The organism is Alteromonas sp. ABV2_168, assembly GCF_056161165.1.
Genome location: NZ_JBSWYQ010000003.1, coordinates 447,705 through 473,571, shown reverse-complemented (window position 1 = coordinate 473,571; position 25,867 = coordinate 447,705). Strand labels below are relative to the sequence as shown.

The window sequence follows — 25,867 nt, the reverse complement described above, 5'->3', positions numbered from 1 at the left end:
GTCATAAACTTCCTTCGAATCCCGGGGCAATTGCTAAGTTCTGCACATTATTCAGCGTAAACCGATTCTGTAACCACAACTGATATTCCGCACCTTTTAACGTTCCACGTTCAGTACAATCCACGTTCCATCGTCTTAACAGATAGCCAGCCATTGCTGCTCTCACCTCAATTAGTAGCTGTTGATTGTCCATGCTGTAATCCATTTCTATCGCGGTAGGATGCTCAACATTCTTTGGGTGCGGCACGAGTTGTAGTGGGATAAGGCGTTGCCATTCCGCATCAGATTCTGCGTTTTCTTCTGCTATTGGTGTGTCTTTAATTGTGACTTTGCTGACTCGCGTTAATACAAAGTCTCGAAAGCTTTGGCTTTTGCGATCATAAGCTCGTATGTGCCAGCGAAGTCCATTATCAACAATAGAGTGAGGAACCAGTTCTCTCGCACCTGAACCACTGGAAAGAGAGGTGTAGATAATGCTGACAGCTTTATTATTAAGAATGGCTTGCACGAGTCTCGCGACGATAAATATATCAGGTACGTTCAGTGTAGACTGTGATTCTACTGGGAAATGCATATCCCCTATTGCATCGAAACCATCAGAAATATTGTTAGCCAGTTTCGTTAGTGTACGCTTCGCGTCATGCTCAAATATTGGCTTAAAGCTTTCAGTCTGAAAGTAACGCTTTTCTCTCGAATCGTAGTTCAGATTGTCCGGCGCTATTTCCTTATACAGACTAAAATCCCTCGACCCGGCTGATAAGCCTACTTCAAAGCGGTTTATCAAGTCTTGCCGACAAATCGCGCCTTTGAAGAGTAAACAGAAGTCGATATAGGCAAGTCTCTGCCTTTGTGAATAGCTAATATCGTCGAGCATTATTATTGTGAGTTCTAGTCTTTTGGACAGTGTGGTTCATTTTGATACGGATGTAAACTTTAACTAATCTAAACAACCTTTTAAAAGAGCTGTGTATCGCAACCCCACTAAGATAATGACTAGAATGTGATGATATCTGTTACAGGATGGACTTGTTGATGCCAAGGAAAAATCAGGCATTTGTTAATACGCTACTCAACTCCCCATGGTGGATTTCGGCTTGTATAGCCGCTCTCGTATTTGCCGCGTCAGAATATGTACTTCCCAATATCTCTTTAGAAAATCATCTGATTGAGATGTTTGTCAGAGCTTTGGCGGTGCCAGCGCCTTTCTTTGCTATTGGCCTGCTAATCATTTCGTTTTTTGCATTTTTGAATGCCAGACGTAAGTCTGCATTGTTAGACACTCAAAAGAATATTGAATCAGTAAGAAGTCTTCACTGGCGAGATTTTGAAGAAATGGTCGCTGAAGCCTATCGGCGCAAGGGGTATCAGGTTACCGAAAGCACCTATGGTGCTGATGGCGGTATCGATCTGGAACTGCGCCGGGAAGGCAAATATATACTTGTTCAGTGTAAACAATGGAAAAGTCAGAAAGTCGGTGTAAGTGTTATTCGTGAGATGTTTGGTGTTCTGGCTGATAGCAACGCAGACGAAGTCATTATTATTTGTACCGCTCATTTCACCGAAGACGCAAAAGCGTTCGCTAGCGGGAAGCCCATATCACTCATCGATGGTAAACAACTGTGTACGCTAATTGAAGATGTACAGTCACCCAGCCAATTTGTTACTGAGCCATCTGCTAAGCTTTGTCCTAAGTGTGGTTCAGATCTGGTTATTAGAACCGCTAAACGTGGTAAGTATGCAGGAGAGCAGTTTCTTGGCTGCTCATCGTTTCCAAGCTGTAGATATACGGAAACTACCAATAAGGATATAAGATGAAAGATCTTGATGGACACAAGAAAATAGCTGTACTTATCGATGCTGATAATGCGCAGATAGCGAGGCTCTCAGCTATTCTGGATGAGATTTCTGCTCATGGTCACGTACTTATAAAACGCGCGTATGGTGACTGGTCAGCTGAAACGCTTAAAAACTGGAAGAAGCCGCTTAACGAGCTTGCAATACAGCCTATTCAACAGTTTGCTTATACCACTGGGAAGAATGCTACCGACGCATCAATGATTATTGATGCCATGGATTTACTCTATTCTGACCGGATAGACGCTTTTGCTCTGGTCAGTAGTGATAGTGACTTTACTAAACTGGCTTCCAGGCTAAGGGAATCAGAGAAATTCGTATTTGGTGTGGGAGAGAAGAAAACGCCAGTATCCTTTAGAAATGCCTGTGATGACTTCGTTTTCACTGAGAATCTGGATACGGCTCAGGATGCTAAACCAGAAAAAGTAGTAGCAGGCCCCTCGCCTGTCAGTTCTTCTAACGGTGCTGAAGAGCTTATTCCGGCATTTCTTAAAGCATGGGAACTCTATCAAAATGAAGACGGCTGGGTTAACGCTGGTCCTGCTGGTAGTTTCCTGAAACGGGCAAAGCCAGACTTCGATCCTCGTACTTACGGTGGCAAGAAAGTTACGGACGTCGTAGCCAGTTTGTCCGGTGTATTTGAAATGTCCCGACAGCGGGGAAAAGGGACGACAAGCATTGTGCGTTATCGTCCCAGAGTGATTGCTATAAAATAGGTCATGTTAAGCAGACTTAACATTAGTTAGCTGCTTTACACAGACCTTCATAAAGCGCCACTGTTATAAATAGTCGGCGATACTTCATAGTCTAGGTTGTAGCTTGGACTCTAGGTGAAAATCTTTAGATTAAAATCGGAAGTTCATCTACTCCTTTCCATCAGTTTGTGTGCCTAAAAAGTGCCGAATTCAAAACAAGCCAATAACTCCAAATCTTAAAAATCATGCAAGCATATGATTTTATGCAGGTTCATAACTTTGAACATAAGTTCAATGGCCCTAAAACTCACACACGTAATCCCCGGACAGTGTCATACTTCTGCAGCACTTTGAGTGTACAAGTGTACGCTGAAACTATACACTGGTTTTTATCGACTGGTAAGATCTGTGGGAGCATCACATGACACAATCAGAAAAGCGGCCTGCTGCGGCAAAAGCCTACTCTGTGCTGGAAGAATGGTTAAATAGTATCAGCCATGGTGCGGGGTTTGTTGCGGCCGTTGTGGGGCTGGTGTTTTTACTGCTTCGTGCTGAGCAACCGGTAGCCATCGCCGCAGCCGCCGTTTACGGTACCACGCTGATCCTGATGTTTCTCAGTTCTACCCTCTATCACAGTATTTCCCACACCAAAGTAAAGGGGATCCTGAAGCTGTTTGATCACAGCGCAATTTATTTGCTCATTGCCGGGACTTACACTCCCCTCCTTCTGGTCGGTATCGGCGGATGGCTGGGAATTACGATGACCGCAATTGTGTGGATCCTGGCTACAGGCGGTGTTGCCTTTAAACTCATTGCCCGGCACCGTTTCCCGAAGGTATCTGTGGCAACTTACCTGCTGATGGGCTGGATAGCCCTTGGCCTTATTTATCCGCTTTATATGGCGCTGCCGGGAGCCGGACTGTGGCTGATAGTTGCCGGGGGACTATGCTTCAGTATCGGTGTGTTATTTTACGTTGCCAAGTCAAAGCGTTACACTCACGCTATCTGGCATCTGTTTGTGCTGGGTGGCTGTAGTTGCCATTTCTTTTCAATTTATTATTTTGTGGTGTAAACGCTCAAGCATGAACACAACCGACAAACCGGCTTCTCACCGTCTGATCACCGGAACGGCCTCCATAACACTGGGAGCGGTGCCGGATGCGCAAAGCATTCAAACACTTAAACAACTGGGTATCACCCACGTTATCACATTGCAGACCTCATCAGAGCATGCTGAACAGGTGGAACGGCTGGTTAAAGATGCGGGTATGCACTGGCGCTGGTTTCCGTTCACCGAAACCCTCGACAGCACAGAGACCGGACTTGAATTACTGAGGCAGTATATCCAGGAACTGGGTAAGCTTACCACTGAAGGTAAACAGCTTTATTTTCACTGCAACGATGCCAGAAACCGTTGTATGTTGTTAATTTTTGCCTTGCTCCACCATCGCAGGATACCATCATCCAGTGCTTACCCTATGTTGCACGACTTATCATCAGGCTCAGCAAACCGCTTAAGCCGTGCAGAATTACAGTGGGCAGCCAGCCTCGGGTTATCCGTGCATTAATAAGACACCCGGTTGCCTGCGAAGTGTATTCAAAACAAGACACTCCGCAGGTTTCCGCTTACCACTCTGCAGTTCTGACCAGTCCTGAACCGGTTAAAACCGCAGAGCCGCAAGGCTTCACCGTTAAATCCCCATTGTGGCCTTTGTTTTGCTTCTGACAGTAATGAGTAATTAGTTTCTTCTCATTTTCCCGTCACGGAGTATCTTAATGCGACTATCGCCGCAATCAGTCTATGCCTCACTGTCACTTCCACGAAATCTTCGCACGTCACGCCCTTCACACTTCGTTAAAGTACTTGCGTTAGGGTTGTCCTGCCTGACTGTACACTTCGCACAAGCCGCGAGCGTAGCACCGGCTCAACCGGGCAGCATGGCGCTGGAGAAAATCGCTGCGCAAGGCGTGTCAGATTTACAAAGTGCAGAGGCATTAGTGGAAGATTTAGCGGCTTCGAAGCGCTACGGACGGATGCTGAATCTGCTTAAGCAGGACTACAACGACGAGTCCGGTGAGATTTTAATGATGATGAGTCGCGGCGAGTCACTGGAAAACACGACACTGAAGTTAGCCAAAAGAGCTGGATCTGAAACCGCGATGGGCCATGTGGTTAAATCGGCATTTATTCTGTTTCCTCTTAATCAGGCTGACTTATACCATTATTTGCAACAACACCTGGGGATACGGGATACACTGCTGAACAAGTGGGCAGAAAATGCAGGGGTCCTTACTGAACCAACTATGCCGGCTCCCGATGATAAGGGTCTGTTTATTCAGCCACTCATTGAGTCTGCCAGTATATCGGTATTTGATGTCACTGCTGACACCCGCGCAGAATTACTTTATCGCCGCTCAGGTACTGAACAATGGCAGAAAGGCAGGGATTTAAGTTTCGAACCGGTCAACGGTATCCTGACAGGGCCGGTTGTATATCTTGAAGCCGGCACAGCGTACGATGTGAAGGTAGTTCTGCATGCGCCTCAGCAGCCTGTGAGGAAAATTGAAAGCCAGTTTACCACCCGCGCGGATAAACCTGTGATTGACCCGGATAAGGTATATAAACTCTCCGACATTTATAAAGGCGGCATGCTGGATCTTGAAGCGCTGGGCATTGAAGGCAGCAAAGACGGGTACGCCAAAATTGTGGGGGACGCCGGCACAGTCATTACCCCTGACGATTCAGATAAATACGCTATCTTTACCGGCGACAACAGCTATATCTACTTTGAAAACATCACCATAGAAGGCGCGAGAGTGCATGCTATTTATGGTGAAAAAGGCCATGATATCTGGATAAACCAATGTGATATTTCCGGCTGGGGCCGGGCGCCGAACGTCATGAAAAAAGGCATTGCCTATGAAATGGAAGATGCCGGCCCGATTAACTATGACTCAGCCATTTACTTTCGTCAGTCCGGCGTGATCACGGTGGAAAACTGTCACGTGCACGATCCCCGCGCCATTGCCAATGACTGGTCTCATGGTCACCCGAAAGGACCCAACGCGTTTCTTGCACACGCAAACCATCCTGACCCGCAATTTAAAGGTCAGGTGATTGTTCGTAACAATCACTTCACCGGTACAGCAGACCACCGTTTAAATGATATCATTGAAGGGCGCAAGAATGCAGAGCCTCTTGGCGGTTTTGTCCGTGACTCGGCGATTTATAACAATGTACTGGCATATTCCAACGATGATGCCATTGAAGTGGACGGCGGCCAGCAGAATGTACTGGTTTACAACAACGACATTTCACACACTTACTCGGGAATAAGTATTACGCCGGTTCGCGTTGGCCCGGGCTTTGTGTTTAATAACTATATCCATGATTTGGGCGACTTACGGGGTAAACAGTGGGCGTCAATCAAGATGGGTGGCCTGCTCACCAGTCCGCTGGGACAAAGCATTATTCTGCATAACCTGATCACCACAAAACGTAACGGATTAACCGCTTCGCGGTTTAAAGACGACAATACATTCTGGACGCAGGTACAGAATAATGTGGTCATTAACCAGAAAGACGCGAACCGTTCCGGCTTTGCCGTTTTCGATCCGCAGGGCTACCCTGAATCAGAATATATCAACAATTACTTCTATAACCTTTCTGCGGGCAAGCCGAAAATTCAGGCGAATATTACCGTGCCCTATGAATTTGATGAGGCTAAACTGAATCAGCAAATCGCAGAAGCTTTATTTATAAAAGGCAAAACCGTATTGCTCCCAAATTCTGACAAATACCGTATAAACAACTTCACCAGACTCAATGAAGACGGCACACAAGCAATCTACGGAATTATTGAGTAACAATAAATAAGCAACATCAAGTGCAGTAACAAGGACGTCAGTCTCTATGTCGTTGAAAGCCAAGTCCCTTAAGGGCGCGTTTTTTAATTTATCCGCGAATGGCGCAGGCCAGCTGGTAAATTTTGTCGTCTACGCCATCATGGCGCGTATTCTGGGCGTTGAAGAGTTCGGTCTGGTGGCTATTTGTCTGATGGTCACCGATTTCTGTAACCTGTTCGTCACCGTGGGCGTATCGCAAAATCTCATTCAGCGCAAAGAATGGGACAATAACTTCGCCAGTTTATCCTTCTGGTTTTTGATGGGTGTGTCACTGGTCATCGCAATTTTGATGTTCGCTGTGGCAGTGCCCGTTGCCTGGTACACCTATTCCGAACTCGCCGCTCAACTTATTGCGGCGCTGGCAATTATTCCGCTGGCTAACGGTTTGCGCCTGGTCCATAAAGCAAAAATGGAACGGGATTTTGCCAATAAACGGCTGGCGGCCTACGACACAGCCGGCGTGCTGGTTGGAGGCGTAGTGTCTGTCGCCACGGCATTAACCGGCTTCGGCGCATGGGCGATTATTCTCGGAAAAGTTGTTCAGGCTTTTGTTTCTACAGCCCTGACCTGGCACGGCTCGGATTTCCGTCCCGGTAAGGTAGAGGATAAGTCCCACCTACCTGAAATCATCCGCTTTGCGAAACCGCTGATCGCCATGTCTTTCATGAATTTCTTCTCCCAGCGTACATCAAACATCGTTATTGCGGCCTTTCTCGGGGCCGCCACCTTTGCCTACACCTCAGTGGCAAGACAAGGGTTTTCAGTATTGAACAACCTCACTTTCCAGCCACTGAACAGAATTGCTCTGGCCGGTCTGGCAAGGGTTGAGGACCACAAACTACCGGCAACCTTCGCCCGTGTGGTCAGCATGACCGCCATCTTCGTTACACCGGTGTACTTCGGTGTCGGTGCTATCGCTCATCCGTTTATTGATGTGGTGTTCGGTGATAAATGGACTGACAGCGCATACTTATTGTCTATTCTGGCGCTGCAAACGCCCTGTAACGTGATGGCGTACTATCTGCCTAACTTGCTGATTGCAAGAGGCTTACCGGCTCAGGCATTTAAACTTAACCTGATAAACCTGACCTTTAACTTCCTGTTTCCGTTAGCTGCTGTTCCCTGGGGCCTGTATGCAGTGATCTCTGCGCTGGTTGTTGCTAACTTTATCACCCTGGTGCTGAAATTTGTGCTGGTGAAAAAATCTCTGAACATTAGCCTTACAGACGCATTCAGAGAAACCTGGATGTTCACCCTTACCGGTACAGTAATGTTCTGTGTGGTGTTATATGTCGAGCGCAATCACTTACTGGGACTGGATAACGTATTTCTTGAGCTACCCGCTCTGGTTGGCCTTGGCGCATTGATTTACTGCGGCAGCCTGCTACTGTTTTTCCGCAAGAAAACCCTGGCCATTGCGAAAGAATTTAAATCAGGAAAGAAAAAGAAGAAGGTGTAGCTGTCCTATCCTGCCGGACTGACCGACAGCCATGCTGAGAGATTTGCTAAGCGCAATCTCTCGGCATGTTTGAGGGACTGATCATGGCGGCTTCAGACTTGTGTACCGGCACATCGACTTTACCACTGGCAATCACTTCACCCAGTTGCCATAACCGCCATTCTCCCCGTTCATAAATATCCCAGGTTTCATCGTGAGTCAGCGGTTCTGTTGCGATAACACTCACCACGTCTGCCGGCGTGGTTTCAGAGGCAAAATCCACTTCCACCTCCACATCTTTCAGACAGGCCGGTCCGAATGGTGCCCGGCGGGTAATGCTGGCCAGCTTGGTACTGCAAAAAGTGAACAGCCAGTCACCGTTACTCAGCAAGCAGTTAAACACACCCTGCTCAGCATATTCTTTTGACAGGGCCACCAGCGAAGCAGCCAGTTGCTCAGGCATAGCATCGCGGGGCAAAGTCTGACGGATTTGATTCATTAAATCGCAGAACAGCTCTTCACTGTCTGTGTCACCGATAGCTTCGTACATACCGGCTCTGCGGGTAAAACCGGGGATCTGGCCATTATGGGCAAACACCCAGCAACGCCCCCACAATTCACGGGTAAACGGATGCGTATTAGAAAGGTTAATGTTACCCACATTCGCCTGGCGAATATGGCAGATTGCCGTTTTGCTCTTTATCGGTAACTTTGAAACAAATTCAGCGATTTGAGAAGTCGCGCAGGGTTCGGGATCGTGAAAAAGCCGGACGCCCTTTCCTTCATAAAAAGCGACACCCCAGCCATCTTTGTGAGGACCGGTTTCCCCTCCCCTGCGGGTCAGGCCGGTAAAACTGAAACATAAATCGGTTGGCGTATTGGCACTCATGCCAAGGAGTTCGCACACTGTGCATTCCTTTCTTAGAGGCAAAGGCTGGTAGCGTAGCCAAAAAATTTGTCGGTGGCAATGCTTTGACTTCCGGCAAATGTTAACGTAGTGTGAGAGACGAACGTCATTAAAAATAAGCTCTGTTGAAGTGACATTTTATGATTAATTTTGTAGTGAGGTAAAAATGTCAGAAGATTCAGTTTCAACCACCGACGATTCACTATTTACCACTTTTCTGACCAACACCATCGATGGCGCACTTATTATCGAAAATGGTCGTATAAAAAGTTGTAACGACAGCTTTCTCCGGCTTCTGCGTTACGAAAGCAGGGACTCTCTTACCGGACGCGATTTACTACACATTTCTGCAGAATACCAGACTGCAAACGTATCGTCTGAATCGATGTTCCACAGTATTCAAAAAGAAAATGCAAAAAACTCGAGCTTCAAATTTGATTGGTTATTTCAAAAATCTGATCAAACGTTGCTCTGGACAGAAACAACCATAACCAGATTAGATTCCGGCGATGCCAGCGTATTGTTGTTGATGATTCGGGACATATCTCTGCAAATGGAACTGGAACAGGAGATATATAAAAGAAATCAGGCTCTTGAAGCTTCAAATGTCGGTTTGAACTTTGTAATAGAGAATCTGGCTGAAACGCAGGGACAGCTTATCCAATCAGAAAAAATGGCCAATATCGCCCGTCTTGTTGCCGGTATCGCCCACGAAATCAACACGCCTGCTGGCATAAGCCTGACCGGTATCACTCAACTGCTGGAGGAAAGTAAAATTGTCCAGCGTCAATATGAAGATGGCAGCCTGACTCAGGATGAATTTGAAGATTTCATCAGCAGCGTCACTGAACTCTCAGAAATGGTGAAAGGCTCAATTGATAAAGTCTCCCATCTCATCTCAAGCTTTAAGAAAATTGACATTACACAGAGCGCCGATGAGGAGCAACCGGTAAATGTAAGGACACATATCGGAGATACTTTATACTGCCTCGAGAGTTCACTGAGCGCATCAATGATTGAAAATCAGATTGAATGTGCAGAAGATATTAACGTCATAATTAAGCCTGAATTGTTATCACAAATCATCAGCAATCTGGTGATAAACTCTATTCAACATGGCTACGGGCCGGACAAGCACGGCCATATCTATATTTCTGTGAAACGTGAATCTGCCAATCAGTTTACCTTGCTCTATAAAGACGACGGGTGTGGTATCGATGCGGAACATATTCATAATATTTTCTCTCCGTTCTACACCACCAGAAGGAAAGACGGGCACATCGGTCTGGGCCTGAGTATTGTGTACACCATCGTCACTCAGGGACTGGGAGGAACGATTGAATACATTGACAACGAAGGATGCGGCGCGCAATTTCTTATTAAAGTAAGGTTGAAGGAGGCACAGGCTTCAACAAGTACCGGTGCATTGGCAGATGCAAAGTCAGTGTGACACACTGACTTTGCTATTGGTGTTTACCGTCACTCTGCACCCCAGAGATCGAAGGGGAAAGCCTGATAAAGCTTATCTGTGATTGCGGTGAAATCCGGTGGCGCAGGTAAATTCATAGAGATGCCTTCCGCCAGGCTGGTCACCTTGGGAATTTCAGTACGACCTGTGCCCTGATAGTAATCTTCATATTTAAACATCGACTCGCCGCTGCCGGAATCGTAAAAAATGGCAGGCACGCCGTATGCTTCGGCAATGATGACACCATGTAATGAACTGGAAATAACCCGTTTGCTGTTCACGATAGCTTCAATGAACGAGCCGGGATACTGCATGGGTGTAACCAGATCCTTTTCATAGCCTTCATACTGCGCCATATCATCGTTCATATGGTTGATAATGATGTAGTCTTTTTTGTGCGCCTTTTCCATCAGGTGCTTTGAATAAAAATGAGGAAGCAGTAACGCCGGGTCACCGTAAACTTCCGGTACACTGATGCCACGGTTCATAAGGTATTCACGGGTAAGAGGGCCGCGTACGGCACGGACGTCGAGGTTATCAAACTGAATGACCTTATCGCCCATTTTTTTGTTATAACCAGTGCCCCACAATGTATCTCCGTCCCGCGCAAAATGCAGAACAGAACCCACACTGACCAGCTTGGTTGAGGGATCCAGTTTGTCTTTGATGAGCTTTCCTTTCATAGCGAGTACGCGCTTCACCAGATCGTAAGCCACATAATCGCCGATATTTGGCCGGTCGTCTTTCTTCGACTGCCACCAGTACACCCGCTTTTTCTCTTCTGCCAGCGCCTGTTTTTCTGCCCATTGATTTAACATAGTTTTCCTTTAATACTCACGGCGGATTACGCCGTCGTTCCACTCTTTATCTGGCTCAGAACCTGTCTGAATCAGGATAATTTTTTCGACAACTTGTGCCAGAAACTTTCACGGTTAAAACGTAACAGTTCATCGTCGCCGTCAAACTCCTGCTGAAACCGTACCTGCCATTGTTTGTTTAAAATGTTACTTTGCTTTTTGGTCACCGGCGTTGGCGGAATACGGTGACTTTCCACCGCCAAATCCATAAAGTCAGCAATTCGGAGTACAGAATTAGCGGTGTTGGCTTTGACATCTGCAAAATTCAATTCCATATATTTGCTGCCGGTTGCCGCCAGGGTGTATCGCCAGGACGCATTTTCCAGGCTGACGCGGCGCAGGCCTGCTTCAATATCTTCAAAGTTGTATTCCGGATCTGCCGCCGGCTTGCCCTGCTGTGATATCCATGCCCCGGTTTGTCTGGCTACTGCCAGCGATACAGCCTGAGCCATCACATCTTCACGGGTAAGCAACACAAAATGCGGATTCGGCAGCATTTTGCACATCGCTTTGAACCCGCCGAACTCTTCGATATGGGAATAGTGCACTTTGATACCGAACACACCATTCGGGGATGTCCGCCGCGCCCTGAGTTCATCAAGCACTTCCGGCAAAGTCCTGCGGTTAAGACGCAGTTTCCATTCGTCGAGGTTTTTTCTGTTCACGTATTCAAGGGGAAAGCCAAAAGCGCCGGTTTCGTGAAGCAAATGACCAAGCATATGACTGCCTGAGCGCACGGTTGATGCAATCACCAGTGTTTTTTGGGTTTCCGTCTGATGAGGGAAGTCGTGTTCTGAAGAAAACTGATCCTGATAGAGTTCCATGATTCTTCTCCTGTAATGAGGGCCCGTAACCCTAACTGACCCGCTGTCGCACTTTTTTTACCGTTACCGCAGCCAGGTGGTTCAATGTCACAGACAAACCGGCAATGTGAACAGACTTCATCACCCATTTAAGCTTGTCTTTTTTTAGTGGCAAATACACCAGTAATTGAGCAGCCACCCGTTTACGGTAATTCCCGTCTCCGAGAAACTGGCGGTGTTTGTCTGCTGAGCGCAGGCGCACCACCGCTTCGTCCGGCGTCATTTTCGCTACTTTGGCGCCGATGCCGTCCATATTCATGAAGCGGTACAAAAAGATGGGCTTGGGAATATTCCATAATGAATAGCCCTGCTCTGAAAGCCTCACGTACATATCCCAGTCCTGCCCGTTGGGCAGGGTTTCATCGAAACGTTCCTTTAGAGCGATATCACGTTTCACACTGAAACCGCTCATACCGCAATATTGATTACCGGTGCGGAGTACTTCGCGCTCTACCCGTCTTGAAGGCTGCACGAACAGTTGCTCACCACCTAAAACCTGATAACCGCTGACCACAGCGTCCGCGCCGTTGTCGTAAGCTTTCTTGTGTTCCCACAAATATTCCGGCAGCCATATGTCGTCGTCATCGAGAAAGGCAATGTAATCACCTTTTGCGCTGTCCACCCCAATGTTACGAGCCTTGTTCGCACCCGATGATTCTTTCAAAAAGTGATAGTGAAAATTCGGCTTTTCTGAAAATTCAGTGAGAATGTCATCATATGGCAAGGAAGATGCATCATTCACTACAATCACCTCAAGCGGCTGCTCAACTTGTGCATATACACCGTCCAGCGCTTCTTTGAGTTCTGCAGGTCGATTGAATGTTGTAATAACAACGCTGAATTTGTCGCTCATTGGTATCCCTGTGAGTTGCAATCCGAATAGGAAGTCTGCGTAGATTTCCCGAACATGAATATGATGGAGCAAGAATCATGCAAGAAATCTTAAAGCAGCAATCAGAGAAGTATCTCGCCCGATATCCGAAAATCTTTTTCTGCCACGTTCCCAAGTGTGCCGGCGTCTCTCTGTCTAATGCCATCTATCAGTCTGTCTATCCATCACTGCTGAAAGCAACCCGCTTCACCGGCCATATTGATCTCAGAGCCAGCAGGGAGTGCGAGAAGTTACTGGGAGTGGACATGATGACCGCAAGGGAAACCCAGTTAACCTTCCAACTCAGCAGCAAACACCAGGTATTTACTACCGGCCATTGTGTGGCGCGCCCTGAGGTAGTCAGTAACTTTTACAAAGACTGGCACTTTTTGACGATACTCAGAAAGCCTGCAGACCGCTTTATTTCTGAATACGTATACAACCGCTTTAAAGAATCGGAATGGCAGAAAAACGAAACTGACATCGAAGAATATCTGCAGTCAGAAAAGGCGCTTAACTCGGCGGTCACCTATGCCCGCTATTTTTCCGGATACCGCAATGCCGCTGACATTATGGCGAATGCAGATGATGTGATTGCTAAAGCTGTTGCAAATTTGCGTCATTTCTCGGTGTACGGCACGCTGGAGCAAATGGATAAATGGCAGGAAGATTTTAATCAGCGCTTCAGTACCCGTATCAATATTGCCAGCAAAAATACCAGCCCGAATCGTGGTGCCTCATCAGCCATTACCAGTAACCCGAAATTAATGGGCGTTATTACAGAGCTGAACCGCGTTGACCAGGCCATTTATGATGCTGTGTATGCAATGGTGAATGACAAACAAACCTTGCAGGCCAGAGCAAGCTGATATTTGGCTGCAACGAAAAAGCCCTGCTACGACGCAGGGCTTTTTGTTATGAAACTGAAAGAGATAATCAGGTAGTCAGTACTACCCGCCAGGATTCTCTGATAGCTTCCTCACCGTAGCGGTCTACAGCTTGATTCACTACCACACTGGAATCAACGTACTCCAGATTGGCCAGTTGGGTTTCCAGATTATCCGGTTCAATAATTTTAACGAAAGGAAACTCTCTGGCCTTCATTCGCGCGAAGGCGGAATCGAAACACAGCACGTTGGCACCTAAACTCATAGCCATGTAAAAGGTGCCGGAGGATATCATCGCGTTATCATCGTGGGCCATGATAACAAAGCGCGTGTCAGACACCGCGTCTTCCAGCGTTTCTTCTTTTACAAATTCATTATTCCAGTCCACCTGCAAACCTCTCCGGTCAATAATACTGTACAACCTGGCTGCATATTCCTTGTCGGAACAAAAGCCCATCACCTGCAATTTCTGATTCAGCGGCCATACCTCTAACAGTTTATCGAGGCGCTTGTAGGGCTTAATTGATCCAAAGTACAGAAAGTCGATACCTTTTTGGGTATCTCCGATGGCCTCAAAGAATTGAAATAAATCCCTGTCGTTGAAATAAAGCGGGTGCTTCACCACGCTTGATTCTATTCTGTCGGTCATTTCAAGAGTGACAACACGGTCCGCAATAAGCGTCAAGAGCCTCAATATGAATGTGTATAGGGTAGAGTGAGTACTTACATTATGAGGCTTGTAGTTGTGACGTACCCAAATTACTTTGCTACTGAAGAAGGGAATGGAACAGACAGTAAGAAAGAACGCGAGGAGGAAGGCCCAGCGTTTGGGCCCGCTCATGCCCTTGCGAAAGGGCTGATCTTCATACCAGTTTAATACCAGCCAGTTTTCCTTTCTGCTGAACAGGTTTGCCGGACGGAAGAGGTGTTTGAACGGGCGGATATCATATCCCAGCTCGCTGAACGCCCCTTTTATCCTGTCGACAAACCCGTTGCTATGTACAAAAGGATACAGAAACAGCTTACGTCTTTCAGTCATCAGGCCGCCGTACGTGGTTGAACAGGAATGCCCATAGCAAGGTTATTCGCAATCACGTAAGTATCATCAGAGATAGCATCCCAGTTGAAGGTGTTCAGGAACGCTTCTTTATTAATAGCCAGCTTCATATCATCCACGTGGGTGATTTTGTAGGCCAGCGCGTCAGTATCGCCAACCTTGAAGTAAGCATCTTCCGGCAAACCGATATCGGTGTTCGGTGTAATATCACTGATTATCACTTCTGTACCGGCGCTGATGGCTTCCAGTGCGACGATAGGCAAGCCTTCGTGGTAAGATGGTAATACAAATACCCGGGCGAACTTGTACAGAGCGTTCAGCTCATCCCCCTGACGGCGGCCGGCAAAAATAATTTTATCGCTGGCCTGCTTTTTCAGTTTCATAGAGTATTCATCTTCGTGGTCTGCACCACCTACAATGACCAGTTTCAAATCTGTATCAGACTTTTTGTATGCTTCGACTAAATCGTGAAAGCCTTTCTCAGGAACGAGGCGACCAACAGTAAGTACATACTTACCCGGCTCAACACCTAAATCCTTTGGCAATGCTTCTGCACCCATCTGAGTATCCATATCGGTTTTAGCACCGTTGGGTACGAACAGGATACGGTTCGATTTACCGGAGAAACGGTTCTTCAGCACGCCGGTGAGAGAACGGCCAACCACAATGGCGCGGTCTGAGAATTTCACTGCCATGGTTTCACCAAACTTCAAAATATTTTTAGCAAACTGATTCCATTTCTGTCTGTCATAGTCAGCGCCATGGTGAGTTACCATAACCTGCATACCCAGCAGCTTTGCCAGTGGTGTAAACAGAGCCGGCCCGATACCGTGAATATGCAATACATCCGGCTTTACCACGAAGCGGGCGTAAAAAATAGCCAGGAAGGTGTGTAAAAATGTCTCGATGAACTTATGCTTCAAAGTCCACACAGAACGCAGTTTTACGCCTTTGTATTCTTCAACAGACTGATCCACATACGGTGAGCGGCAAATCACAGTGACATCCATGCCCGATTTGACCAGCCGCGGATACAGTTGCTGGCAATGAGATTCGATTCCGCCCATTACGTCGGGAATTCCTCTTAGTCCTACGGCACATAGTTTCATAACTTTCTCCAATATCTCAGGACAAACCTGAGTTAAAATCAATTCGCCAAACGAGACGCAAAGGCAGGTGAGTCAAACCATGCATTGCGAGGTAATTTCACCGGTCCGATGGCGTTGCCAATTAAGATGGCAAATAAAATCAACCCCTCGATATTCCAAAGAGGCATGGTGGCGAAGTTCATAATCAAAAATCCCACCATTGATGAACAAAGCATCCAGGCAAACTGCTTGTTCTTAATCCTCATCGCCTGCACTACAAAGCTGGCAGCAGCGAAGAGGAATGTAAGCAGACCAATCAGGCCATACTCATACAAATACGATACGTAGGTGTTGTGTGCGTATTTCGGGAATACGCCGGACCATGATTCAGGGCCCCACCCCACCAGCTGATGAACAAATGAACCGTTCACATACTCATAGATATACAAACTCCAGAGGTACACCCGGGCAGAGAAAATGTCTTTTTCAGCCTCGGAGTAGTAGAACGGTGCCTTGATCAGATCGTCGATACTGGTCAGGAATACAAATACATCAGCAAAACGGTCCTGCATGGTGTACGAGGCCATGAGGAACAACATGCCCATGCCGAAGAACGCGGCAAGGAAAAACACAGTCTGGTAACGCGGTGCGATTTTTGATGACATTGCGGTGTAAGCAAAAATGGCAGCCAGCGGTAATATCGCCAGAACCGAGGTGCGGTAGTTCACCAACACCAGTACTACACAACCTAATGCAAACAGCGCGCCACGAAATCGTATCGCACCCGGAGACAACAAACCCACCACTAAAATGAAGCTGGCGATGATCATCGAAAACGCCGCTTCGTGGTTATAACCCCCGATATAGCTGGCTGAACCATCGGCTTCAGTGGCTTTCACCTCCCCCAGCAGCACTGACATCACAGCGAGAGAAACAGGTAAAAAGAAGCTCACCAGCAGTTTCTTTAATACAAAATCTTTGTCAGTTTTTCTTATCGCCATGAACATTGCACACGCTATTGATAAGAAAAACATCCACTTAACCATTACGTTGATCAGGCCGCTTACTCCGCCGTTAATTACTCCGCTGGCTACCACAGCAGCGAAGAAAGCGTAAAGGGGCAGTAAAACCCGCAACTGGTACACTTTTGGCGGCAGCATCAGTAAACCGGTTGCAGCAATGCCGATTGAAGCGAGGGCATTAATTGAAAATCCGGCAATAAGCGGGTCATAAGTGATTTGATGGAACGCAGAAAGGAAAAAGCGTAACCAAATTGCGACAACAACAAAGGCAAGATACTTATTACAGTGCTGACGAATTGTCTGCCAGACCAGCCAGGCGCTGATAAGGCTGAACAGTAATTTAACGGCCAGAAACATGTTCAGTCTCCGGCTGTGATTGTTCTAATTTAAGGGCTTTAAGCAGTTTTTCGCGGAACACGGCATTACTGAATGTAGCGGCACGTTCAGCACTTCGCTGTTCGTAACGCCGTTTGTTCTCATCCTGTGAAATATAATCCAGAGCACCGGCGACGCCTGATACACTGTTCACTTCACAGATACAACCGTATGACTGAGCTTCAAATCCTGATACGTTGTACGGATACTCACCGGTAAGAATTTCAGCAGGACCTGACTCACAGTTTGTCGCCACCACGGCCTTGCCCAGGCACATAGCTTCAGCAATGGCGTTGGGGAAACCTTCAGCGTTTGACGTCGACACAAAAAAATCTGCGCCTTTGATATAAGGATACGGATTGGACTTAAAGCCCAACAAATGCAGACGCCCGCTTAACCCTAAAGACTCAGCCCGTTGCAATAAGGCCTGCTTTTCCTCTCCCTGCCCGAGAATAACGATGTCGTGCCCGACAGAAGATGCCGCTACGGCTTGCAGCAATAAATCAAAATTCTTATTGCGAACCAGTCTGCCAGTGCCGATGATGTAGGGCTTTGACGGTAAATCGTCCACCGGTTGTTGTGCCATGGCGCTGATGTTGGCCATGTTGTACGGGTTGTAGATAGTTTTAATCCGTTCCCGTTTTACCGAAAAGTTTTCGATAAGGTCTGCTTTTACGCCTTCGCTCACAGCAATTATGCAATCTGCAGAAGGATATGTCGCTTTCACCAGGCAGCGGGAGATAAAATCTTTGATGCCACCGGACAGGTGACTGGATGTATTTACCCGTTCGCTGATCACAGCGCGATACCCGAGGCGTTTAGCCAGAGAGACATTAAGCATATTGGCGCGGGTTAAAAAACTTACGCAGGTGTGCGGCGCTATTTTTTCCAGCGCTTTTTTCAATGCGCTGTAACCGCTGTGCAAACTACCTTTCGTATCGAGTACGACCTGATTCACATACTCAGGACACTGCTGTTCCTGCGGCAAATCATCAAGCAGTATCAAATGCACGTTATAGCCAGCACTCTGAAAATCCGCTTCCATGATAGTCAACAACTTACACATCACCCGCTCAGCTCCACCGCCTTCGAGGGAGTTGATAATAAACGCGATGTTGTGTTTTGCCTGTTGCATGTGCTTTTCCCTGCTGGTCACTTCCGACACATATTTAAATGCGATATACAGGGTCTATTCAGCTTTTATGCCAGATCGTAAAATAATGCACGGGCTTTATGTCTGGCTGAAAAAATATCTAAATCCGATGTTCTCTACCACTAAACCAGAAAAGATTAACCAACTGATTTTAAATCAGTTTTAAAGTTTGGCGTAAATTTATTTTATGCTTGCAGGCGGATTGAAAATCCATGCACCAAACCCCAAATTACAACTTAAGTATAAGAAATGGCATTTCAGATCTGAATGACTGTTGCTGTGAAGCAACATTTACGCTGTTGATGGCAATTTATTCCCTGTCACATGAATTTTCTCTGCCCGTGTCTCAGTATTTCCTGAAGCAAAGCACATTTATACCGGCTTTCTTTTTGAGTTAAGATGACGGAAAGTCACATCACCGGAAGATTATTCGCCGTGGATAACACACCTCATCCTGTCCATGAGTCACAACTGATCCAAAAACTACTCAGTAAAATGCCACCGGATATTGCCGCATCTTTTTCAGAAGAACAGCTGATAGCCATGAACAAAGCGATTGGCGGGCGCAGCTGGGCCAGACATAAACTGGATGTCCGCGGCACAATCAATATATGGCGGACGAGTTTCTACTTTGTGGTGCTGGCGGGCAAGAACCGCCGCGAACTGTCCCGGCTGGAGCAACAGGTTGGACGGGCGACAATGGCTCTGATGTTTGCTCTGTTCATTACATTCAGTGTTCTGAGCGGGCTGCTTATCCTTTATTTGATCAAGTCAGCACTGGGAATCAACTTGTTTGAAAACTTCTCGCTGGGGATATGGAGCTGGTTTAAAGCTAACATTCTTAATTAGAGGCTTAACAATACAAAACCCGCCGGATGGCGGGTTTGTTATTAACATTGTATACGTCAGGCGGTTGCACCAGCCGCTATGATGTTGCCGGGCGTGGTTTTGAACAGAGTATTCGCCACCTCTTCAGATGCCAGCTCACTGACCACCGCAAAAGCCTCACCCATATCATTAGGACGTCGTTTGGTATCATGGGTATCCGATGCTACGAGGTCAATCTGATTATCCCGCAACATGTCTTTAGCAATCTTTTCTACATGCTCACCGAAGCGCCCGGTGAAAGCCCCTGCAGTCACCTGTAACAGACAACCCTGATTGCGCAGCCACTGGATCTTCTCCGGACGCTTCCAAACGTCACGATTCCGCTCAGGATGAGGGATTAAAGGCTGCACGCCTGCATTCAGTAACCAGCGAAATAGTTGATCGAGTCCTGCCGGCATATTGCTGTGGGGCATTTCCAGCAGCAGTACTTTTTTACCACGGAATTCACCCAGATAAGGTAATTTATCCTCCCTGAACCACACCGGCACCATTTCGTTTATCCTCACTTCCCCTGCACGGGATAAAGACAAGGGGATCCCTGCTTTATCGACAGCGTCTTTCAGGGCACTGAATCCTGCGGCAATAATTTCGGGGGTATTGTCAAAAGTGCCCCAGTGAACATGCGGTGTGCACACCAGGTGAGTGACTCCGGCCGCAACAGTCTGCCGCGCCATATCCAGAGCCATGTCCATGTCTCGCGCACCATCATCGATGCCCGGTATTATATGACTGTGTAAATCAATCACAATTTGTCCTCACACTAACTCAGTTAGCATTGTAACCATACTGGTCATAGAAACCACCATAGCGCTCAGACACATCTGATTTTTTAAGATCTACCTGGTTCAATACCACGCCGTCAACACGGTGCCCCACTTGCAGGAACCGGCCCAGTCCGTTTTTGATCATTTTTTCACTTGTGCTGTCAGCACGCACAACATAAATAACCGAGTCACAGCTTTTTGATACGACCATGGCATCAGAAACCGCCTGTGTAGGCGCGGTATCGACAACCACGTATTTGTAGGTTTTCTTAAGATAATTGATCAGTGCTTTGAAGCCGTTACCCGCCAGCAACTCCTGAGGATTTGAAGGAATACTGCCGGCACAAATAATATCAATACCCGATTGCTCGTCATGAACCAGACATTCTTCCAGAGAGTGGGTTTTCATGATCAGGTTAGACAGTCCGGGCTGGTAATTAGGTACATCGAACCGCTTGCCAACGGCCGGACGACGTAAGTCGGCGTCGATAAGAATGGTTTTATCCAGTTGACCCAGAGCGAAGGACAGGTTGATAGAAACCGTTGTTTTACCTTCTTTCGGCACTGATGACGTTACCAGTATCGCCTGATTCTGCTTCTCAAGATTTATCAGAGATAAACTGGTACGCAGGGTTCTTACCGCTTCACTGAACTGATGATATTTACTGTCAAAGAAGGCGCGCAGGTCCATGTCTTTACGGCGTTTTACCGAAATAACAGGGATAAGTCCCAACATGCGCTGACCCAATTTCTTCTCAACATCATCCACAGAGCGCACACCGCTGTTCATAGCTTCCAGTACAAAGGCCAGCAGCACGCCAAAACCAAAGCTGGCAATGAATGCCGCCACGATTAACAGCGTTTTGTTCGGTGCAGTGGGATTATTCGGTACCGGAGCAGGATCCAGCACACGGGCATTTGCTGACTCGAAGCCGCCCATCTCACTGGTTTCTTTCAGGCGGGTAAACATGGAATTGTACAACTGCTGGTTGATATCCACTTCCCGCTGTAATGCACGCCGTGTATTTTCCAGGTTAGACAACTGACGATATTCAGATTTAGCCTCTGCAACTTCTTCCTGCAAAGTCACAACCCGGTCCTGTGAAGCACGGTATTGTGTAGTAATACTGGAAATAAGATCGCGGATCTGGGTTTGCAGTGTGTCGCGGACGGAATCCAGTTCCGCATTGGCGGCTACCATTTGCGGGTGTTTAGGACCGAATACTTTGCTGAGCTCTGATACACGGCTCATGGCTTCCGCCTCCTGACGACGTACGCTTTGAATATTCGGATGATTCAGTACTTCCGGCAAGCGGGCCAGTGCACTGTAGTCAGCACCGTTACGTTGAGTTTGTTCGTAAATCGTTCTGTTCTGCTTTAACGTAGTTTCAGCTTTCAGCAATTGATTACTGAGTTGTTCAAGTTCTTCCGCTGCCAGTCCGACAACACCATTGGTAAGATTTACCAGCTGATTTTTCTCATAGAAGTCAGATAAGTCTTTCTCAGCAGAAGTAAGCTTATCCCGCAGGCCTTCCATACTTTCAGTCAGAAAAGAGGTTGCTTTGGTGGTCATTTCCACCTTGGCCTGCAGATAGTTCTCTACATACACATCGCCCATCGTTGTGGCAATGGCGGCAGCCAGACGCGGAGAATCACTGGTCGCAGTAATATTGATGACCTGTGTGTTTTCTACCAGTGACACATTAATAGACTTCATCAATTTATTGATTGCTGCCTGGCGACGCTTTTCTTCCCGTTCGCTTTCGGTTAACTCAGTTTTTGGCGCTTTTTCAATGAAAGGTAAATTAGCGAAAAGCCAGGCTTTTGCTTCTTTAATAATTGAGATTTCCCCATCGGAAGGCGGCATAAATACGGGATCGTTCGCGAGATCCAGCTCATCCACAGCGCGGGCTGCAACCTGCCGGGACTGGATAATTTGATACTGGGTGCGCATGTAGTCTTTGCGGGTCGTGTCAGACTTATACACTTCCTCAATAGACATCACGTTGGCCGGTTGCGATTCAATCAGCAAACTGGCTGTGGCGGAGTAAATAGGGGTCATTTTCATCACCACTATTGCCACCAGTGCAGTAAAGACAATCGCCAGCGTAATGATGCGACCAAAATAACGTTTAAATACCTGCCAGTAGTGCGCAAAGTCGATGGTTTCATCATCCAGGATGTTCGCTTGCAGCGAGTCCTTCATTTTCAACGACATACTATATCCTTAAATTCCATTAATCTTCCCGTTGTCAGCGGGGCTGCAAAATACACTACGCTCAGAAAAAACGTTGCGGAATGGTGATGATGTCACCCGGTTGAATCATGTGACTTACGTTTACCTCAAGGGTGTCCTGACCACTTTCCTGTTCACGGACAATCTGAATGTCTGAACGGGACGCCCGTTCCGTATACCCGCCAGCTAATGCTGCGGCTTTGTTCACAGTTAAACCCGGCTGATAAGGATAACCGCCGGGATGTTTGACTTCACCATCAATGAAAAACGGGCGGTACTCAACAATAGACACGGCCACGGAAGGATTAACAAGATAATCCCCCTCCAGACCGGTATAAATCAGTTTTTCTACTTCAGAAAGTGTCAGCCCGACAAGCTTTAACTCACCCAGAAACGGATAGTTAATCTTACCTACGTCAGGCAGACGGGTTTCCATCGACAAATCACTTTGACCAAACACATTGATCAGCACTTTGTCACCAACACCCAGGCGATAGGAACTCATACTTGCATTTCCTTCCTGCGCGCCGGCAACACATGCCATGGTCAGCAGAATTAAAGTGGCAAATATCCTTTTCGCATTTGTCATCATTACAAGGTTACCTTTGCTGTTAAACCGTAAACGTTTCTGTCGAACTCAATATCGCTGCGGTTACTTTCACGATCGTTCATTGAGTAGTAAAGACCGAACGTCAACCAGCGACGAAACTCGTAATCAGCCGCTAATGTCAGTTTCTTTGTATCGTCTTCACGTAAGTCTTCTACGTCGCCAACGTAATCATCGTTCATTAATGCCATGGTGGCGGTAGTCGAAAAGCGTTGAACCCAACTATGTTCCCAGCTGATAGCATAGTCTGTGCCACGAATGTAGTCCGCACCGGTGGTGTTTGTTTCGCGGGTGTCCTGTTTTGTACTGACGGTAAATTCTGAATAGGAGTATGGCAGCCAGCTCATTCCAACTTCCCATGCCAGACCAGAGAAGTCATCACGGCTTGCGGCCTCAAAGGATTTCTCTTTATAGCCAACCTTGGCATAGCTTTGCGTTACCACGTTAACATCCCAGCTGAAGCCTGCCAGCAGACGATTCTCAATACTATCCAGTGGATTGGCCGGGTTTGCATCATAGTCATAACGTATTTCGTTGCGGTCAGCATCCAGTAACAAATTCGTGCCGTCGACAATGCGATAAACAAATTCGGCACCGTATTTTGTCGTGCTTCTGTCGCGAATAAGATACAGTTCTGTGTCGCCGTCATAATCCATGTCTTCGTAGCCTACTGACAGATCAATACGGCCAAAAGCAGACAATGCACCGTAGGAATAGATGGCTCCGACTTCAGAATTTTTGTAGGTATCCACACTGGTCAGCTCGTTACCAAAACCGTTCGAATATCTGCGGCCACGCTCATCGTGTCCGGCCTCGTAGGTTGCAACGCCCTTGAATCTGTTTCTGTCATTAATTTCAAAGTCGCCCTTAAGGTGAGCGAAATGGTCGGTGTAATCGTCGGCGTCAGTAGAATAGTAGTCCCCGCGCTCAAGGCGGTAGCCCATTTCAATGATATGTCCGTTAAACTCAGTGTAAGCATCAATTTTTGGTGAAACGACTGATACCCAGCTGTCTATTTCATCAGCTTCTTCACTGGCGTACGTCACGTTATCGATATGAAGAACATCGGTGGTCAGGCCGGGTTTTATATCAAACTTCCCCACCTGAATAGCGCCTTCATCCTGCGCATGGGCAACATTGCCGGCAAATAAGGTGACAAGAATTGCGCCTGAAGTCCGTTTAATCATAGTTTCTCCCGGAGTTTGAAATTGAATAGCTACTTTTTCCTTTTGCAAGGAGGCGAGCCCGTTCGTCCGGATAGGACTATGCGATTACTGTGCCATTGCTATCAGTCTATTAGTACTTTTACATTATTTACTATCATTTTCCCAAAAAGTGGAACGGGATCTGCATTAACTCATACAGGAAACGGTTTTATCTGTGACATAAATGATATGAGATACCGGTAGTTATCCTGTAACCCATTGATTATCAAAGAACGTCACGACTCGGAGAGACTAAAAATGAAATTCAATTTGCTGCAGAGCCAGACGCTGAATAGCAACGTTACAAGAATGAGCGATGAACGCAGTGGTCTTTCAGGCTCTTATCAAAGTAGCTTTTCTACTATTTACCGGTTAGTCGACCTGACCGCTATCACATTGTGTTTCTATGTCGCGATGTTCTACTACGCCGTGCCGGTGTCCACTGGTGCTTTGATCCTTTTATTCATAAATGTTGTGGCTTTTCAGGTATCCGCTGAAGCGCTGGATTTGTACCGCTCATGGCGTTCCAGCAATACCAGCGCAATGATGAAAATGGCAGCCGTTGCCGGTATTATCAGCTTTGTTGCAACACTGGTTTTCGCGTTTGCATTTGCTCACACGTTGTCCACCACTGTTGCGGTAACCGGAATGTGGTTTGGTGGTTCTCTTATCACTCTGACAAGTTGGCGTTTTGTGATGCGTCAGTTCCTGTTTAAGGTACGCCGCAGCGGGCTTAACAGCCGCTCAGCCATCATCATTGGCGCCACCGAAGCCGGCTACAATATGGCTGTACAGATGATGGAAAACGATCAACTGGGTATTCGTTTCGAAGGGGTTTATGATGACCGTCCTCAGGACCGTGTTACCGGTGAATTTCGTAACCAGATCAAAGGCAGCATTGATGAAGCCATTGAGCTGGCGAAGACCCACAAGGTAGATTATATCTATATTGCTCTGCCTACGGCTGCGGAAGACCGCATTAAAGCGATTCTGGAAAAATGCAGTGATACCACCGCTAACGTGTATCTGATCCCCAACTTCTTTATGTACACACTGCTTAATTCTCGCTGGCAGAGTGTAGGAAATGTTCAGGCTCTGAGTATTTATGACACGCCTTTCCAGGGTGCTAACAACATTCTTAAACGTATTGAAGATGTGGTCGTGAGTACGGGCATTCTAACTGTACTGGCAATTCCCATGTTGTGCATCGCTGCCGCTGTGAAGCTGTCTTCACCGGGTCCTGCAATATTCCGTCAGAAGCGTTACGGCCTCGATGGCAAAGAAATTACCGTGTATAAGTTCCGCTCCATGTCGACACAGGATAATGGTTCTGTGGTAAAACAAGCGACTAAAAATGACCCTCGGGTTACTAAATTAGGAGCCTTCTTACGCCGTACTTCACTGGATGAATTACCTCAGTTTATCAATGTGTTGCAAGGACGGATGTCAATCGTTGGACCACGTCCTCATGCGGTCGCGCACAACGAAGAATACCGTAAACTGATCACGGGTTATATGTTGCGACACAAAGTGCGTCCGGGAATTACCGGCTGGGCTCAGGTCAATGGTCTGCGCGGCGAAACGGATACACTGGATAAAATGGCGAAGCGTGTGGAATACGATCTGGATTATATGCACCGCTGGTCTATCCCGTTTGACTTGAAAATCATTCTGCAAACAGTCACCGGGGGCTTTAGTGACAAAAATGCTTATTAACGCCCGTAAG

General features: G+C 47.1%; 23 protein-coding genes. 10 read left to right on the top strand and 13 right to left on the bottom strand.

Annotation, left to right across the window (positions count from 1 at the left end; all coding sequences use genetic code 11):
• Window position 1: 1 nt before the first annotated feature.
• Complete coding sequence (locus ACXAH4_RS07650) at window positions 2-874, bottom strand: WYL domain-containing transcriptional regulator (protein ID WP_474881332.1); 873 nt, start codon at window positions 872-874, stop codon at window positions 2-4.
• 158 nt (window positions 875-1,032) lie between these two features.
• On the opposite strand from ACXAH4_RS07650, the gene ACXAH4_RS07645 reads away from it, so the two are divergent.
• The 6 genes from ACXAH4_RS07645 (at window position 1,033) to ACXAH4_RS07620 (ending at window position 7,914) form a co-directional block, all read left to right on the top strand.
• On the top strand, window positions 1,033-1,815 hold the full coding sequence (locus ACXAH4_RS07645; protein WP_474881330.1) for a restriction endonuclease: 783 nt from the start codon (window positions 1,033-1,035) through the stop codon (window positions 1,813-1,815).
• Window positions 1,812-2,570, top strand: coding sequence for an NYN domain-containing protein (locus tag ACXAH4_RS07640; RefSeq protein WP_474881329.1), 759 nt, complete (start codon window positions 1,812-1,814; stop codon window positions 2,568-2,570). The genes ACXAH4_RS07645 and ACXAH4_RS07640 overlap by 4 nt, the downstream gene beginning before the upstream one ends.
• Window positions 2,571-2,970: 400 nt before the next feature.
• Complete coding sequence (gene trhA / locus ACXAH4_RS07635; protein ID WP_474844858.1) at window positions 2,971-3,621, top strand: PAQR family membrane homeostasis protein TrhA; 651 nt, start codon at window positions 2,971-2,973, stop codon at window positions 3,619-3,621.
• 10 nt (window positions 3,622-3,631) lie between these two features.
• Window positions 3,632-4,117, top strand: a complete 486-nt coding sequence (locus tag ACXAH4_RS07630) for a protein-tyrosine phosphatase family protein (protein WP_474881327.1) — start codon at window positions 3,632-3,634, stop codon at window positions 4,115-4,117.
• A 208-nt stretch (window positions 4,118-4,325) separates the two neighbouring features.
• Complete coding sequence (locus tag ACXAH4_RS07625) at window positions 4,326-6,416, top strand: right-handed parallel beta-helix repeat-containing protein (RefSeq protein WP_474881326.1); 2,091 nt, start codon at window positions 4,326-4,328, stop codon at window positions 6,414-6,416.
• Between the two features lie 46 nt (window positions 6,417-6,462).
• The gene (locus tag ACXAH4_RS07620; protein WP_474881324.1) at window positions 6,463-7,914 is read left to right on the top strand and encodes an oligosaccharide flippase family protein; all 1,452 of its coding nucleotides are present in this window, start codon (window positions 6,463-6,465) and stop codon (window positions 7,912-7,914) included.
• Between the two features lie 46 nt (window positions 7,915-7,960).
• Here ACXAH4_RS07620 and ACXAH4_RS07615 read toward each other — a convergent pair whose 3' ends face one another.
• Window positions 7,961-8,800, bottom strand: a complete 840-nt coding sequence (locus tag ACXAH4_RS07615; RefSeq protein ID WP_474844862.1) for a class II glutamine amidotransferase — start codon at window positions 8,798-8,800, stop codon at window positions 7,961-7,963.
• A gap of 166 nt (window positions 8,801-8,966) precedes the next feature.
• Between ACXAH4_RS07615 and ACXAH4_RS07610 the strand changes: the two genes are divergently transcribed.
• Window positions 8,967-10,250: a PAS domain-containing sensor histidine kinase gene (locus tag ACXAH4_RS07610; RefSeq protein ID WP_474852499.1), complete on the top strand. Its 1,284-nt coding sequence runs from the start codon at window positions 8,967-8,969 to the stop codon at window positions 10,248-10,250.
• A 29-nt stretch (window positions 10,251-10,279) separates the two neighbouring features.
• Here the strand turns inward: ACXAH4_RS07610 and ACXAH4_RS07605 are convergent, their stop codons facing one another.
• The 3 genes from ACXAH4_RS07605 to ACXAH4_RS07595 form a co-directional block, all read right to left on the bottom strand.
• The gene (locus ACXAH4_RS07605) at window positions 10,280-11,086 is read right to left on the bottom strand and encodes a polysaccharide pyruvyl transferase family protein (protein ID WP_349584529.1); all 807 of its coding nucleotides are present in this window, start codon (window positions 11,084-11,086) and stop codon (window positions 10,280-10,282) included.
• Window positions 11,087-11,157: 71 nt separating this feature from the next.
• The gene (locus ACXAH4_RS07600; RefSeq protein WP_474881322.1) at window positions 11,158-11,949 is read right to left on the bottom strand and encodes a Stf0 family sulfotransferase; all 792 of its coding nucleotides are present in this window, start codon (window positions 11,947-11,949) and stop codon (window positions 11,158-11,160) included.
• Between the two features lie 31 nt (window positions 11,950-11,980).
• Window positions 11,981-12,841 (bottom strand): glycosyltransferase family 2 protein, encoded by an 861-nt coding sequence (locus tag ACXAH4_RS07595; protein WP_474865573.1) that lies wholly within the window; start codon window positions 12,839-12,841, stop codon window positions 11,981-11,983.
• Between the two features lie 77 nt (window positions 12,842-12,918).
• Between ACXAH4_RS07595 and ACXAH4_RS07590 the strand changes: the two genes are divergently transcribed.
• The gene (locus ACXAH4_RS07590; protein ID WP_119500255.1) at window positions 12,919-13,728 is read left to right on the top strand and encodes a sulfotransferase family 2 domain-containing protein; all 810 of its coding nucleotides are present in this window, start codon (window positions 12,919-12,921) and stop codon (window positions 13,726-13,728) included.
• 67 nt (window positions 13,729-13,795) lie between these two features.
• Here the strand turns inward: ACXAH4_RS07590 and ACXAH4_RS07585 are convergent, their stop codons facing one another.
• Genes ACXAH4_RS07585 through ACXAH4_RS07570 form a run of 4 tightly spaced genes read right to left on the bottom strand, consistent with a single transcriptional unit; the run spans window position 13,796 to window position 18,423 of the window.
• On the bottom strand, window positions 13,796-14,785 hold the full coding sequence (locus tag ACXAH4_RS07585) for a glycosyltransferase family protein (RefSeq protein ID WP_474881321.1): 990 nt from the start codon (window positions 14,783-14,785) through the stop codon (window positions 13,796-13,798).
• Complete coding sequence (locus ACXAH4_RS07580) at window positions 14,785-15,912, bottom strand: glycosyltransferase family 4 protein (RefSeq protein ID WP_474881319.1); 1,128 nt, start codon at window positions 15,910-15,912, stop codon at window positions 14,785-14,787. The genes ACXAH4_RS07585 and ACXAH4_RS07580 overlap by 1 nt, the downstream gene beginning before the upstream one ends.
• A 38-nt stretch (window positions 15,913-15,950) precedes the next feature.
• Complete coding sequence (locus tag ACXAH4_RS07575; RefSeq protein WP_474881317.1) at window positions 15,951-17,270, bottom strand: O-antigen ligase family protein; 1,320 nt, start codon at window positions 17,268-17,270, stop codon at window positions 15,951-15,953.
• Window positions 17,254-18,423: a glycosyltransferase gene (locus ACXAH4_RS07570; RefSeq protein WP_474881315.1), complete on the bottom strand. Its 1,170-nt coding sequence runs from the start codon at window positions 18,421-18,423 to the stop codon at window positions 17,254-17,256. Before ACXAH4_RS07570 ends, ACXAH4_RS07575 begins: the two co-directional genes overlap by 17 nt.
• A gap of 453 nt (window positions 18,424-18,876) precedes the next feature.
• Here ACXAH4_RS07570 and ACXAH4_RS07565 point away from each other — a divergent pair, with 453 nt between their 5' ends.
• The gene (locus ACXAH4_RS07565) at window positions 18,877-19,290 is read left to right on the top strand and encodes a 3-phosphoshikimate 1-carboxyvinyltransferase (RefSeq protein ID WP_303573620.1); all 414 of its coding nucleotides are present in this window, start codon (window positions 18,877-18,879) and stop codon (window positions 19,288-19,290) included.
• Between the two features lie 56 nt (window positions 19,291-19,346).
• On the opposite strand, the gene ACXAH4_RS07560 is transcribed toward ACXAH4_RS07565, so the two are convergent.
• The 4 genes from ACXAH4_RS07560 to ACXAH4_RS07545 all read right to left on the bottom strand — a co-directional run bounded on the left by ACXAH4_RS07560 (window position 19,347) and on the right by ACXAH4_RS07545 (window position 24,123).
• Complete coding sequence (locus ACXAH4_RS07560; protein ID WP_474852492.1) at window positions 19,347-20,075, bottom strand: tyrosine-protein phosphatase; 729 nt, start codon at window positions 20,073-20,075, stop codon at window positions 19,347-19,349.
• 19 nt (window positions 20,076-20,094) lie between these two features.
• Entirely contained in the window at window positions 20,095-22,311 is a 2,217-nt protein-coding gene (locus ACXAH4_RS07555) for a GumC family protein (protein WP_474852490.1), read from the bottom strand.
• A 61-nt stretch (window positions 22,312-22,372) separates the two neighbouring features.
• Window positions 22,373-22,921, bottom strand: coding sequence for a polysaccharide biosynthesis/export family protein (locus tag ACXAH4_RS07550; protein WP_474852488.1), 549 nt, complete (start codon window positions 22,919-22,921; stop codon window positions 22,373-22,375).
• Complete coding sequence (locus ACXAH4_RS07545; protein WP_474881314.1) at window positions 22,921-24,123, bottom strand: outer membrane beta-barrel protein; 1,203 nt, start codon at window positions 24,121-24,123, stop codon at window positions 22,921-22,923. The genes ACXAH4_RS07550 and ACXAH4_RS07545 overlap by 1 nt, the downstream gene beginning before the upstream one ends.
• Before the next feature lie 327 nt (window positions 24,124-24,450).
• Here ACXAH4_RS07545 and ACXAH4_RS07540 point away from each other — a divergent pair, with 327 nt between their 5' ends.
• A complete protein-coding gene (locus ACXAH4_RS07540) occupies window positions 24,451-25,857 on the top strand; it encodes an undecaprenyl-phosphate glucose phosphotransferase (protein ID WP_474845352.1) in 1,407 nt (468 codons plus the stop codon).
• Window positions 25,858-25,867: the final 10 nt, after the last annotated feature.